This is a genomic window from Kordia sp. SMS9 (assembly GCF_003352465.1).
Classification (GTDB): domain Bacteria; phylum Bacteroidota; class Bacteroidia; order Flavobacteriales; family Flavobacteriaceae; genus Kordia.
Genome location: NZ_CP031153.1, coordinates 4,400,472 through 4,412,696, shown reverse-complemented (window position 1 = coordinate 4,412,696; position 12,225 = coordinate 4,400,472). Strand labels below are relative to the sequence as shown.

Here is a 12,225-nt window from a genome sequence, read left to right as displayed (position 1 = left end):
AATAAATGTAAGTTTTGAGTATACTCAAGAAAGGCTTGGTGGTGCACGTAATTGTGTGTTTGTACGCGGTAAATAATAGCATAAAGGCGTTGTAGAGCCAATAGTTGCTATTGAAATAATTGGAGTTATTGTCAATGCTGAATGACCAACGAATTCAAAATAGAAATTTGAAAACTGATAGTCACAGATATCACAATGCACATTATTTTCGTGAATGTGATCGTTTTGTTCAAGACAAATACTGTACGTATGCTCTTCTTCTAATTGGTGAGAAAACTGTATGAAAGATGGAAGCGTTAATGTTACAAGTAACAACGCCGCGATGAGTATTTCCTTTATGTAGGTTACAGTTTTCATTGGTTTTGTTCATTTGCTATCATGGCAATCAAACGCAACAAATGTAGTAAAAGGTTTAGTGTAAAAAAAATAAGAACTTATAGAATTACCAAATTATAACAAAGTATTTGCTTTTTTGAGTGCTTACAATACTGTAATACTCTAAAAGTTGGCTATTTTTTTTAGTTTTGGGTAAATTATTTATAAGTACCTAATGCATATCTACACCATATTCGATGTTGATCTTAGTAGCCTAGAATACATAGTATTGATTCTTTTGTTCTTATGGGCAGTAGCTTTTTTTAAAGGACTATTTTCAAAAGACAGATAAGCTTACTTTATCAATCGCATGCGCTTGAGCATTTTCTTTTCAAATTCCCAAAAGAATTTAAATTGTCCTAAAAGCGTACCGTAAACGATCAGAAGGAGTTGATAAATAGGTAAAATGATAATGATGCGTATCATCCAATATAAAAATCCTCCCAAAAAACCTTCAGGAAATAGTGTTCGGCTAAATCCAAACCAATAGAGTAGTGGTTTGGCAATTCGCATTGCACTAGTTCCTGTGATGGCAAATACTAAGAATATGGCAATGATTTCCCAACGGTAATTGGTAATCCATTTGCCTTCTAACTTTTTAAAACACCACAAACAGAAGCGCAGCATAATCATATAGAATATGATAACAGCAATTGCTACAAGTGCATAATACAGTAGTTTATACTCTTGACGATCTACAAAAGAACGAATGATATTTTTTGAAAAAAGATACGCCGTATAGAGTAACGCTAGGATTCCTAAAAAAGGAAAGATTAGTTGCCAGTTGTGTTTAATTTCCCAACGTTCTTTAAATGAAGTCATGTGTATTTTTTTGCGCTAGCAAATATACATAACTTCTGCATTATAACCGAGCCGGAAAAGCTGCCAATTTTTGCTTATACTTTTGTTGAAAAAATATAAAATAATAATACAGTTGGTAATTGACTTCGTATCCGTAATCAACATTATTTCGGTAATTGATTTGTTGTTGATACAAATTGGCGTCGTAGCGCGAAGGTTCAATGCAGCGTATGTTCCACTCGGTAACATAGATACGATTTCTACCTTCTAAAAATTGTTGCGAGTAGTAATCTCGTGGACGCGCATAGCCAATCAACCAAGCTGTAAAGCCAGGTTCAAAGATAATGATTTCGTGTTCTACGTCTTCATCGCTTCCTAAAGCCAGTCGGATGGTATCAGACACTTTTTGGATATCGTCTTTTTTCTGGGTGATTGTTTTTTCTTTTACGGAACAGGAATAGACGATCATTCCCGCACAGATCAATAAGAATAGTACTTTTTTCATAAAAATATCATTTGATATAAAGGTACGATTTTTTCAGTAGTACGCTTGTTATAAGGAGTAAAGTAATGGTTTGATTGCGTGAATGTGTCTTTTGAGTGATTTAATTAAATTCGTAAGAAAAGTTGTATTTTTCTATTCTAAAAACTATATTTACCAACACTTTCCCAAATTATAGTTGATGTAGCCGCTATGTATCAACTTAAAAAAATCTTATGACAGCAGATCTTTCAAAATTGAATTATTTAAAAAAACGGCTATATATCATTTTAACGATAGCTTTTGTGAATATATTGATTAGTCTTTTTAGCACTTATAGTTTTTCCTTAGAAAGAGCATATCGCTATGAAAGAAAACAAAATAGTGGGGCGTATGATACACGTGTTAATAGTTACGGGTTTGTAAAGCAAGCTAATATCTCTGTAGAATATACAGGCGCTATTATTGCTTGTGGCTTTATTGCAATGGCTTGTATGGGATCTATTGTTTGGATTGAGATTACAAAGGTAAAATTACAGCACAATTCTTTAAATCAAAAAAATACAGCTGATGAGATTAAAATTATAAATAGTACGCATATGTAATAGATTAATTTCTTTTAAATTCAGATTCTTTTATTTTTAAAAATACTTTCTTAATAAAATCTTCCCTCAAATACATAGTTTATGTAGTCAACTAATATTCACTTATAAAATTATACGCATGTTTGAAAAACTAAAAAAACTATCTCGGTTAGACATCTTGGAAATCATTCTTACACTAATTACTTTTGTAACTATAATGGAAATGCTTAATCGTCATACGCCATCATTAAACTATGGAATCGCCTTTGCTACTTGTGTTATCTCTATTGTTTGGATTGAGATTACTAAGGTGAAATTACAGCACGATTTTTTACGCCAGAAAAATATATCTGACGAAGTACCAACATGAAATAATACCAATTTAACCATAAAATACAACATATATACTCGTTCATTTGGCATCTTATTTCCTTGCAAATACCTTCTGTAGCTACGACTATGCAAAGCATTCGTGGCGTTCTATGATGTCAAAGCAACTTCGTCTCTAAAGTTGCTTGTTATAATCAAATTGATATAAGTAAATTTTAACTTGCAAACTTTTTTATGTTCTTAAAATGGCTATCTTTAGGAAATATTCCCTCAAATAAATGATTGATATAGCCGATTAATACTTCACTAAAAAAAATGTATTTATGTTTGAAAAACTAAAAAAATTATCTCGATTAAATAAATTAGAAATCATCATTGTACTGATCGCAGTATTTTCTATTATGACTATATTCGATAGTAGATCTCGTACGAATTTTAATCCAGGTTTGACACTTTCTGCTTGTCTTGCTTTAATAGTGTGGATTGAGATTCATAGAGAAAACAATAAGAAAAAATAATATATTTCTATCCACGTGTTTTTTTAAACCATAAAAATCCACCAAGAAAAGCTATAAACGCTAGTGCAATTAAAAAGTAGTGTGTTGTATTGTTTTTTTGTTTGAAAGTAATAAGGGCATCATCGCCAATATGTGTCCAAGCCGACCAATAAAATGGCAGGCGAGAAGCGGGACTGCTAATTTCGTCGTTTTCAACGTATTCAATTTGTGCTTTTTGAAGCGCTACGTTTTTAGAAAATCCTTGTTGCAAGTACGTGTAGTATAATTTCATAATGCTTGCCGAAGATGCATCAGGAATACTCCACAAAGTTGCGGTAACACTCGGAATTTTGGCAAAATTGAATGCGCGTGCTAAACTTTGTAAGCCTTCTCCTTTTTGATATTTTCCAAATCCTGTGTTGCAGGCACTTAGCGTAATCATTTTTGCATTGAAATCGTAATTGTAAATTTCATCCAAGCGTAAAAGATTGTGAACACTGTCGTGTGATTTGTTAAAAACGATTGCAGAATTATTGGGGTTTTTCGTGTCCATCAATGCATGTGTTGCTAAATGAATGCTTGTGGCATTGCGTGCATGTTTGAGGAAATTGGTTTTGGTAGCTTTTTCGTTGATCCAAGATTGTCCATGCATTAATTCGGCAAGTGCCAGTGCTTCATCATCAGAAAAGGAGAGTTTTGAGAGTGAATTTCCACGCACACTTTGATTCAATGTTTGCAGTTGTGTTTCATTGGTAGCAACCACTTCTTGTAAATCATCTACGGTTTGCTGATCAAGTTCTAAACCGAAAGCGGTAAACATTTCTTCTTTTTTATCATTTCCATTCGAATGGAACAGCATTTTGCAAAAATAATGATACCCAATTGCGTATTTTTTGATCACGGTATGCTCTAATTTCGACCATGAATCACTTTTTTCAGTCAGCAATGCTTGAAACGGAATGGTACACAAAGCACCATCAGGAACAATAGTGATGGCCGTAATCGTATGATCTCTGGCAAGTTGCAAAGGTTTTTGTAGTAGCGTTTTATATAAAGCATGTGCCGTTTGTAAATACTGTTGTTCAGCAATATCAGGCGTTTTGTTGATAAATAACATATCGCTGATGGCTTGTTTGTATTGCGAAAGTATCGTTTGAAACTCATCAGGCAGAAGCGTTTCATCTACCTGAAAACGATGGTTTGTTATTGAAAAAGTATATAAAGTAGATTCTCCTAAAAAATATTTAATAAACAGCTCATCATCTTGAAGTTGTTGCTGTATTTTGGTTGCTGAAATTCCTTGTAAATCGTTGCGAAGTTTGTCAAATTTTGGATAGTTTTTAGCAATGCTTTTTTTTAAAAGTTTAAAATTTTCTTTAGTGTCGAAAAGTTGTTTTTGAGATGTTACCAAATTGATGGAATCTTCTACTTTTCGACTGAGATTGGCAATCTTTTCTTCATATTCTTGAAATAAGTCCATAGAATCTTTTGAAACACTAGCGATTTTTAAAGCATCTTTTTCATTCATCAATTCGCGCAATACAAAAGCGTTGGCACGTTGTGAAATTTTAAATGCTTCCTGTAGCTGTGTTGCATCTTTGGTACGTTTATACAGTGCTAATTTTGCTTTAATGTATTGCTCATAAAAAGTATTGGTGTAGGAACCAAGCGTTAATTTAGAACTTGTTTCAGAAAAATTCAATCGCTTCGTTTCACTCATATTCACAGCGAGTTCATAATTTTCAGTGGCTTTGAGCAACCAATCTTCACGATCAGTTTCTTTGTATTTTGCAAAATAGCAGTCACCTTTATTTCTAAAGATTTCCATCAACCAAATTTCTAAGTTTACTGAATCTTCCAAAGGATTTTGACTAGGATCTGTTTCTTTAAATTCAGGAATAAAGGTATTTAAGGCTTTCTGATACGTTTGTAAAGCGACATCATGCTGTTTTAGTTTCGCATATACATCACCAATACGAATGTAGGTTTGCCCAATAGCACGTTTATTTTCATAAGGTTCAATGAATTTAAGGTAGTTTTCAAATTGAAGTAACGCTTTTTTAGGTTGGTCAAGTTCCATAAAAATTTCACCAAGCAATTCAGTAGCTTCTTCTAGGTTGTAATGACAATAGCTGTCTTTATCGCAGTTTTTTGTCAAACGGATAGTTGCTAATGTAGCTTGTAATGCGGCTTCATAATCGCCTGATTTGTATAAAATATTAGCTTCAATCAGTTCAAAAGTTCCATCCTTATCATCTCTGAGTTGTTGCGCTTTTTTATAGGTTTTTTGCGCCATATCAAATGCTTCAATCTGTACATATACATTGCCAAGTATTTTTGTATTCTTCCATATAGCCATGCTGTCTTTTGCTAAAATTGCACTATGAATGGCAATTTTAGCATATGCTAGTGCCTTTCCATTATCGCCTTCTTTTGTGTAAATTTCAGCTAAATTTCCTTGCACACGATTGATCCGATATAGGTCGGGCGGCTGTACTTTTTTAAAGTTAGCCAAGCTTCTCTCATACTGTTGTATTGCCTTAATATTATGACCAATTTGATCATTACAAAATCCTAAAAAAGAGTATATCTTTGCTGTGATTAATAGTTCATTCTTGGGAAGTTGTAAAAGTCCTTGTTCCATCAACACAATGCAAGTTTTGTATTTTTCAGAACGAAGTCCGTTGCTAAAAATTTCGTAGTATGCATCATACCATAAATTCCAGTTGTTAACTTTTTGAAAGTGCGTTGCTGCTTGTGCTAAAATTTTGTTGGAAGTCGCGTACTTTTCGTTGTCTGCGAGCGTGATTGCTTTTTCTAATAGCTCTTTTCCTAAAATGGTATCATTTTGAACAGTTTGTGCTTGTGTATACTGTAAACAAAAAATAACCACGCCAAAGGTGATTATTTTTTGAATCCGTGTTATTTTATATTGAAAACTCAATTCTTGATTATTTTTTTTGTGTAATTTCCTTGATTTGTACTTAAAGTTAAAAAATACAATCCATTTACCACATTTTTTAGGGGAATTGTTTTGTTAAAAATAGAAGTGTTTTGATTTTCTATATAGCTGGTTTTGATTTCTTTTCCAGAAAAGTCACGCAATGTTAGGCTAAATTCTTTAACGGTTGATCCTGTAAAGATGACAGTTACATTTAGCACATCGTTTGTAGGATTGGGAAAGACTGAAAATTTGAGTTGTGTACTTTCGTTTTCTTCAAACAATGCTGTTTCCGAGGCATTCTCCTTTTTAGAACTATCAGTACAACTCGTATAATTAGGGCAATCGGATATGGCGCAAATTTGAGAAGTGTTGGTATAAAATACAGGTTGTGTATCAAACACAATACTGGCGGTGTTATTGATACATTCATCAAGATTTTTTTGTGTGCAAATTTTAAAAGAAAAATACGTGGCAGCTTCATCATAGGTATACATTTTAGGAACTATTTGATTGGTACCTGGCAAATTAATATTTAAAAAGTCAAAAAATAATGCGTTATCTGTTATGCTAAAATTGGGTTTTACTTCATAGTCAACAAGCTGTGCAGTACTTGCGTCCAAAGCTGAATCAAGTTCATCTACAACAAATACATCTTCTGCAAAATATTCTCCATCGTTAAAAAAACCAATGGTATATATCAATTCTTGTTGTATTGATATTCTCTCTTTTGTACATTCTTTATTGACAATTTTATAATTTGGATCGTGTGGATATTTCCGTGACTTAAATGTATGTGGACTGCTTATTGGTCTTTTATCACAATTTTCGTTATATCGTACATCAATATGAATGTCTTGCCCTAGTGTAGCGTGGGTTACAGCAGGAATATATACATACCGTGTTTCATTAAGTTGCAAATCTTTAAATGTCCATTGAATTTTACTGGTATAATTTCCTAAAGCGGATGTAATTTGTTGGTTGTTTACCCAATTGTTGTAAATTTTAATTCCTGTAGGATTAACCGTAATCTCTTGGTGATTGTAATAAAATTCTAAACAGCCATCTACAGCCATTGGCGATGTAATGTTTTGAAAAGCAATAATATAAAAGTTCTCATAGTTTTGAGCCGTTGCCCAACTGGTAAAAACGTCTACAGAACCTGTCATATTTACAGACGTATTGGATATTGTAGTTGAATTTGTATACGTTCCAATAGGACCAGTTTGTGCAGTTCTTTTAGGCGGTACATTCGGATCATACGAACGTGCAAAATAAGACTCAGTAGTATATCCATTTTGATTGGGCGCAAACACATGTGTTGGGTTTTGCAGCGTACTAAAAGTACCATCACCAAATAAAGTGAACACAAAGGTGTTTTGTCCAATATTTGACAATTGATAAGAAACCAATCCGTTGCCAACCTGATTTGCAACAATAGTAGGATTGTATTGTGTATATGACGAAAAAGAAGAGAACGTCCATACAAGTGACGTTAGTAGAAATATATTGAAAGTTTTCATTGCTTTTATGTATTAAAATTTGATAATCATGTAAGTCTTATAGTATAAATATATGAATCTGAAAGAAAAATATCACACAATACAAGAAGCTATCATGTGATATTTACGAAAAGAAGTTAGTAGTTAATTCTTAATGAGCTTTTTGACTTCTGTAGTATTTCCCACTTTAATGGTGAGGAAATAAACTCCAGCAGTATATTTTGAAATATCTAGATGATATGCACGCTCCAATGAAATGGTGCTTTTGGTAAAAATCGATTTCCCCGCTATGTTTGCAATCGAAATTTCATACGTTTTTTCCTTGACGGAAGTTTGAAAACTTGGCTGAATGCTATAATTTCCATTCGATGGATTCGGGTAAATGACAAAATTAGAAGGTTTTTCAGAAGTATCTTTTAGCTCGTTGCGTTGTTCTGAATCTTTTTTTTCTGTGCGAACCCATTCATCACACACTATTTTATAAATCACAGTACATCTGCAACCTGTATCTGAAATATAAGTAACCGAATATTCTCCACCAGGAACATATTCAACTACTCGTGATGCATCTGTAGAAGATTCACCCAAACCATTAATGATGTATGAATAATAGCCATCCGTTCCGCCACAAGCTTCCATCAAAATAGTACCATCATCACTTGGGCACACTTCCTTAATCTGCACTTCATCTTCTTTAGCAACGTTTACACATAAAAACAATTCACAGCAGTCATACGTTAATTTTAATACGGTACTTTTTTGAAAAACAATTGGAGAAGTAGGAGCATAAGAGACTTGATTTACCAAATCATCAATACTGTTGATATTCCCTTCACAAAGACCTGGAAAACTAATAGTATTTGGGTCAAATACTTCACCACAAGCTAGGTCAACACAGGAAGTGTGTACCTCTCTTTCGGTAATTGTAAATTGTCTTACCACAGTAAAACGATTGCCGCAATTGTCATAATATTCAAAAGTGACTGTATACGTTTTTCCTGCTTGAAAACCGTTCCATAAATTTCTAAAATCAGTCAGTGATACACTTCCTGAAATGCCAAGTGTTGCATGACGAAGAATATTTCCACTTGGATTTACCTCATGAATCAGCCAACGATAAGAATACAAACCGCTAGGAACCGCAATAGGTAAAATAGGTTCGTCATCGCAATATTCATCTTGCATGGTAAAATTAGGAGTTGGAGTAGCTACAGAAATTACAATATCGTCAATGTCCATTTCTGCTTGACTCACACCATTACTGTTTTGTTGCATAAAAGGAAAAATCCACAATCGACTATAATTTGCATTTGGAGTAAACTGTATACTAATATTTGTCCACGTATTTAAATATTGCCCCATCGTTTGTTGAAAAATAACGTGACCGTTTGGATTCGCTGTAATAGCACCAGGATTGTTGGTAGCTACTAAATTTACAGTCGCATTGTTGGCAACATTCGGATCGCCTGAATTTTTATCGTCTGTTCGGAGTCTAAAACAAATATTGTAGGTAACACCGCTTTGAAAGTTCATACCGCCAGAAATAGCTTCGCCACCGCCTGCATACGACCACATCCAAGCGTTAGGATTGGAAGAAAAACTATGGATACTTGGCGATCCAGCTTCACTTGTCCAACCAGGGACACAATTGTTAAAAGCACCATTGCCACCACAAGTAGCAGCGTTAAAATTTCCGTTGGTGAGTAAATTGTTGTCGGGATCACAGCAAATTTCTTGTGCGTATAGCACACTAGTTGCAGCTAAAAGAGCAACGAATAAAAGTAATTTTTTGAATAGTTTCATGGTTTAAAAAATTAATTAGTTAATAAATATTATTTCATGTATAACCATTTCAAAAAGAAAACGTGACACTATTTTTTTGCGTCACGTTGTTTTAAAATTCTATTTATATAAGTAGGGCATAATTTTTTTCTGTAATTTTATAGAAGAATTATGAAACAAAAATCCGCCAAAAATAATATTGACAATACGCTGCAAAATTTTGGATTGACAGAAGCATCTTTTAATAACATGCTTCTACGTATGAAAGCAGGCAATGATGATTTGTTCGAAAAAATATTTTTAGCACAGTTTGAAGAAACCATTGCATACTTAATGCAGCGTTATAGTGTAAATCATTCCATGGCGTATGACGCCACCATGGATGCATTATTAAAGTTTAGAAAGCGTTTGTTAGAAGGGAAAATCACCTATAACAACATGCGCTTTTTGTTCACGCAAATGGCAGGACAATTTTTGACCACAGTTTTGAAAAAAAGAAGCAAATCAGTTAAAATATCAACGAATGAAACCATTGTTGAAACGGTAGATGAAATAGACGATACCACTCTTGATTTTTTAGACGCAGCTTGGAAACTTTTGGGCGATCAATGTAGCAAATTGTTAGAAAATTATTATTATAAAAAAATAGCGTTGAATGAATTGGCTCAAAAACTCGGCAAATCAGATGCAGCGCTTCGAAAACAAAAACAACGGTGTTTAGAAACTTTACGTTCCTATTTTTTAAAACAGTATAAACGTTAATCATTACATTGCAGGCATGCAATATGTAGAAAGTATATGAATCATAAAAAATATACAGAAGGTCAATCATTATCTCCTGAAGAACTAGAAGCAATTAGTGAAGAATTGATTCAAGCAAAGTTTGATAGAGAGAAGAAAACAAAATGGTCGCAACAACTCAAAGAACAGTATGGAGTTGAAAAACAACCAGCGAAAACCAAGTATCGCTTTTTATTTTCCAAAGTAGCGATTGCTGCCATTTTGGTGTGTGTGGCTGGAATTGTAGCGAGTGTCATTTTATTTTCCAAACCAAGTTATGAAACGGTTCTCAACGAATCCATTGAAAATTTAGTTACGATTGACAATCAAGCAATCGTGACACGCGGAAATGAGGTTGAAAAGACACAAATGGTAGCTGCACTAGAAGCGTATAATAATAAGAAGTATGATGAAAGTATCAGGATTTGGCAACAGTTGGTTGCTTTAGGCGAAAATAAAGGAACTGCGGAATATAATTTGGCATTGTGTTATTTGCAAAAAGAACCGGTAGAATTAGCCGTTGTGATTAAAAATCTGAAAATTGCAGTACAAACAAAAACCGTTCAACCTGAGGCAAATTGGGCATTAGCATTAGCTTATTTAAAGGCAAATCAAAAAGAGGCAGCAACAGAAATTCTACAAGAAATTATTCGCGCGAAAGCGTATAAATATAAAAAAGCAGCACAATTCATTGAATTGTTATAAAAAAGTAGCTGTCTAAAAAGTATAAATTTTCAGCAAACCTCGCTTGATTCGGTTTCTGATAAATATTGATACTCAGTGTAATGAGATTCTAGATCAAGCACAGAATGATGTTTCTGTTAACTTTTTAGACAGCTTGCTTTATCGTTAAATAAAAAAACTTTATCCAGCAGGACCGTCTACAGGTGCATCCGCCGCAGTTTCACTTGGCATTGGATTATCTATAGGTGTCGGTTTTATAGGAGATTCAAGATCAAGATCATTGCACAAAGGACGATCTTCTTTAGTCATCTTACAAATATTAGGACAAGATACATTTAATCCAGAAGATGCCTGTCCACCATGTAACACATTGGCAAAACCTGCAATAGATTTTTTGTTTAATTGCAAACTGTTTAAATTTCTTTTCTTCATAATATGAAAATTTTGCTTTTATAGAAGCCACTTTGACTTCTTTCTGTAGCTATAACTTTCCGAAAATGAAAACGTGACAATAATAACTAAATCAATATAAAGTTGCATGAATAAAAGCTGAATTTCTGCGTTAAAATACTCGTCGTAATTTTGCTATGCCTGTGTTTTTAACTTGAACTGGAATATCAACTTTTCTTTGCAAATCTTTTATGCCATTTTATATCAATTTAGCTACATGTTGTATTTTGAATAAAACAATGATTTCGTCAAACAATCTAACAAAAAAAAGCATCAACGTTCGTCAATGCTTTTTCAATTATGTATGTTTTGTGAAGTATTATTTTCCTCCGAACAATCCGCCTAGCAATCCGCCAAGTCCGCTGCCGCCGCTATTGTTATTGTTGTCGTCTTTCTTGTCGTTTCCACCAAAAAACATTCCTGCAATATCATCTAAAACACTTCCATCATTATCGCCATCTAAAATAGATTCAATAAAGCTTTGTTGTTGAGGTGCTTGTGCTGCTGAATTTCCTCCGCCGAGTAATCCGCCTAATAAATCTCCAATGCCGCTAGAACTTTGTACGTTTTGTTGACGTTTTTGCTTTCCTAGCATTCCCATCAATAAAGGTGCTGCTACTTTTAAAATGTTTCCGATAGAAGAAGTATCTACTCCAGATTTCTTACTGATTGCAGTTTCTACATTTTGTCTACTATTTCCTAATACATGACCTAGGATTCCATCACCATCATCTTTTACTTCTTGATTGACTCCGCCACCAAAAAGACTTCCTAAATTATCTAAAATACTACCATCGTGCTTTTTTTCTAAAGCTTTGTTTAATCCTTCAGCACCTTCAGGAGAACTTGCATTTCTTTTCATGGCGCCCATTAATAGAGGCATTGCCATACTTAATACAGAAGCCGTTTTGTTTTGGTCTTCTCCAACTTCATTACTCACGCCACCAATGATTTGTTTTCCCAAATCGCTATTTAATAAATCTAAAATTCCAGACATTTTAAAAATGATATTTTATTG

At 33.6% G+C, this 12,225-nt stretch carries 13 protein-coding genes; 5 read left to right on the top strand and 8 right to left on the bottom strand.

Annotation, left to right across the window (positions count from 1 at the left end):
• Positions 1-24: 24 nt before the first annotated feature.
• The 3 genes from KORDIASMS9_RS18670 to KORDIASMS9_RS18660 all read right to left on the bottom strand — a co-directional run bounded on the left by KORDIASMS9_RS18670 (position 25) and on the right by KORDIASMS9_RS18660 (position 1,681).
• Complete coding sequence (locus KORDIASMS9_RS18670) at positions 25-357, bottom strand: hypothetical protein (RefSeq protein WP_114904305.1); 333 nt, start codon at positions 355-357, stop codon at positions 25-27.
• A gap of 312 nt (positions 358-669) precedes the next feature.
• Complete coding sequence (locus KORDIASMS9_RS18665) at positions 670-1,197, bottom strand: DUF6787 family protein (RefSeq protein ID WP_114904304.1); 528 nt, start codon at positions 1,195-1,197, stop codon at positions 670-672.
• A gap of 40 nt (positions 1,198-1,237) precedes the next feature.
• Positions 1,238-1,681, bottom strand: coding sequence for a DUF6146 family protein (locus KORDIASMS9_RS18660; RefSeq protein ID WP_240321084.1), 444 nt, complete (start codon positions 1,679-1,681; stop codon positions 1,238-1,240).
• Positions 1,682-1,893: 212 nt separating this feature from the next.
• On the opposite strand from KORDIASMS9_RS18660, the gene KORDIASMS9_RS18655 reads away from it, so the two are divergent.
• The 3 genes from KORDIASMS9_RS18655 (at position 1,894) to KORDIASMS9_RS23460 (ending at position 3,089) form a co-directional block, all read left to right on the top strand.
• Positions 1,894-2,262 (top strand): hypothetical protein, encoded by a 369-nt coding sequence (locus KORDIASMS9_RS18655; RefSeq protein ID WP_114904303.1) that lies wholly within the window; start codon positions 1,894-1,896, stop codon positions 2,260-2,262.
• A gap of 118 nt (positions 2,263-2,380) precedes the next feature.
• Positions 2,381-2,611, top strand: a complete 231-nt coding sequence (locus KORDIASMS9_RS18650) for a hypothetical protein (protein ID WP_114904302.1) — start codon at positions 2,381-2,383, stop codon at positions 2,609-2,611.
• A gap of 283 nt (positions 2,612-2,894) precedes the next feature.
• Complete coding sequence (locus KORDIASMS9_RS23460; protein WP_162820049.1) at positions 2,895-3,089, top strand: hypothetical protein; 195 nt, start codon at positions 2,895-2,897, stop codon at positions 3,087-3,089.
• 7 nt (positions 3,090-3,096) lie between these two features.
• Here KORDIASMS9_RS23460 and KORDIASMS9_RS18645 read toward each other — a convergent pair whose 3' ends face one another.
• The 3 genes from KORDIASMS9_RS18645 to KORDIASMS9_RS18635 form a co-directional block, all read right to left on the bottom strand.
• Positions 3,097-6,012 carry a CHAT domain-containing tetratricopeptide repeat protein gene (locus KORDIASMS9_RS18645; protein WP_114904301.1) on the bottom strand — a complete coding sequence of 972 codons (2,916 nt, stop codon included), beginning with the start codon at positions 6,010-6,012 and terminating at the stop codon, positions 3,097-3,099.
• Positions 6,009-7,532, bottom strand: a complete 1,524-nt coding sequence (locus KORDIASMS9_RS18640; protein WP_114904300.1) for a T9SS type A sorting domain-containing protein — start codon at positions 7,530-7,532, stop codon at positions 6,009-6,011. Before KORDIASMS9_RS18640 ends, KORDIASMS9_RS18645 begins: the two co-directional genes overlap by 4 nt.
• Positions 7,533-7,655: 123 nt before the next feature.
• Positions 7,656-9,314: a T9SS type A sorting domain-containing protein gene (locus tag KORDIASMS9_RS18635; RefSeq protein WP_114904299.1), complete on the bottom strand. Its 1,659-nt coding sequence runs from the start codon at positions 9,312-9,314 to the stop codon at positions 7,656-7,658.
• 150 nt (positions 9,315-9,464) lie between these two features.
• On the opposite strand from KORDIASMS9_RS18635, the gene KORDIASMS9_RS18630 reads away from it, so the two are divergent.
• A complete protein-coding gene (locus KORDIASMS9_RS18630; protein WP_114904298.1) occupies positions 9,465-10,055 on the top strand; it encodes a sigma-70 family RNA polymerase sigma factor in 591 nt (196 codons plus the stop codon).
• A 36-nt stretch (positions 10,056-10,091) separates the two neighbouring features.
• Positions 10,092-10,778, top strand: a complete 687-nt coding sequence (locus KORDIASMS9_RS18625) for a M48 family metallopeptidase (protein WP_114904297.1) — start codon at positions 10,092-10,094, stop codon at positions 10,776-10,778.
• A 159-nt stretch (positions 10,779-10,937) separates the two neighbouring features.
• Here KORDIASMS9_RS18625 and KORDIASMS9_RS18620 read toward each other — a convergent pair whose 3' ends face one another.
• Both KORDIASMS9_RS18620 and KORDIASMS9_RS18615 read right to left on the bottom strand, forming a co-directional pair.
• Positions 10,938-11,189, bottom strand: a complete 252-nt coding sequence (locus KORDIASMS9_RS18620) for a hypothetical protein (RefSeq protein WP_114904296.1) — start codon at positions 11,187-11,189, stop codon at positions 10,938-10,940.
• A 337-nt stretch (positions 11,190-11,526) separates the two neighbouring features.
• Positions 11,527-12,204, bottom strand: coding sequence for a DUF937 domain-containing protein (locus KORDIASMS9_RS18615; protein ID WP_114904295.1), 678 nt, complete (start codon positions 12,202-12,204; stop codon positions 11,527-11,529).
• Positions 12,205-12,225: the final 21 nt, after the last annotated feature.

Excerpts from the sequence above, each read along its gene's own strand:
- KORDIASMS9_RS18660 (WP_240321084.1), bottom strand. The coding sequence starts at position 1,681 with ATGAAAAAAGTACTATTCTTATTGATCTGTGCGGGAATGATCGTCTAT.
- KORDIASMS9_RS18620 (WP_114904296.1), bottom strand. The coding sequence starts at position 11,189 with ATGAAGAAAAGAAATTTAAACAGTTTGCAATTAAACAAAAAATCTATT.
- KORDIASMS9_RS18630 (WP_114904298.1), top strand. The coding sequence starts at position 9,465 with ATGAAACAAAAATCCGCCAAAAATAATATTGACAATACGCTGCAAAAT.
- KORDIASMS9_RS18625 (WP_114904297.1), top strand. The coding sequence starts at position 10,092 with ATGAATCATAAAAAATATACAGAAGGTCAATCATTATCTCCTGAAGAA.
- KORDIASMS9_RS18665 (WP_114904304.1), bottom strand. The coding sequence starts at position 1,197 with ATGACTTCATTTAAAGAACGTTGGGAAATTAAACACAACTGGCAACTA.
- KORDIASMS9_RS18670 (WP_114904305.1), bottom strand. The coding sequence starts at position 357 with ATGAAAACTGTAACCTACATAAAGGAAATACTCATCGCGGCGTTGTTA.
- KORDIASMS9_RS18635 (WP_114904299.1), bottom strand. The coding sequence starts at position 9,314 with ATGAAACTATTCAAAAAATTACTTTTATTCGTTGCTCTTTTAGCTGCA.
- KORDIASMS9_RS18655 (WP_114904303.1), top strand. The coding sequence starts at position 1,894 with ATGACAGCAGATCTTTCAAAATTGAATTATTTAAAAAAACGGCTATAT.
- KORDIASMS9_RS18650 (WP_114904302.1), top strand. The coding sequence starts at position 2,381 with ATGTTTGAAAAACTAAAAAAACTATCTCGGTTAGACATCTTGGAAATC.
- KORDIASMS9_RS18615 (WP_114904295.1), bottom strand. The coding sequence starts at position 12,204 with ATGTCTGGAATTTTAGATTTATTAAATAGCGATTTGGGAAAACAAATC.
- KORDIASMS9_RS23460 (WP_162820049.1), top strand. The coding sequence starts at position 2,895 with ATGTTTGAAAAACTAAAAAAATTATCTCGATTAAATAAATTAGAAATC.
- KORDIASMS9_RS18640 (WP_114904300.1), bottom strand. The coding sequence starts at position 7,532 with ATGAAAACTTTCAATATATTTCTACTAACGTCACTTGTATGGACGTTC.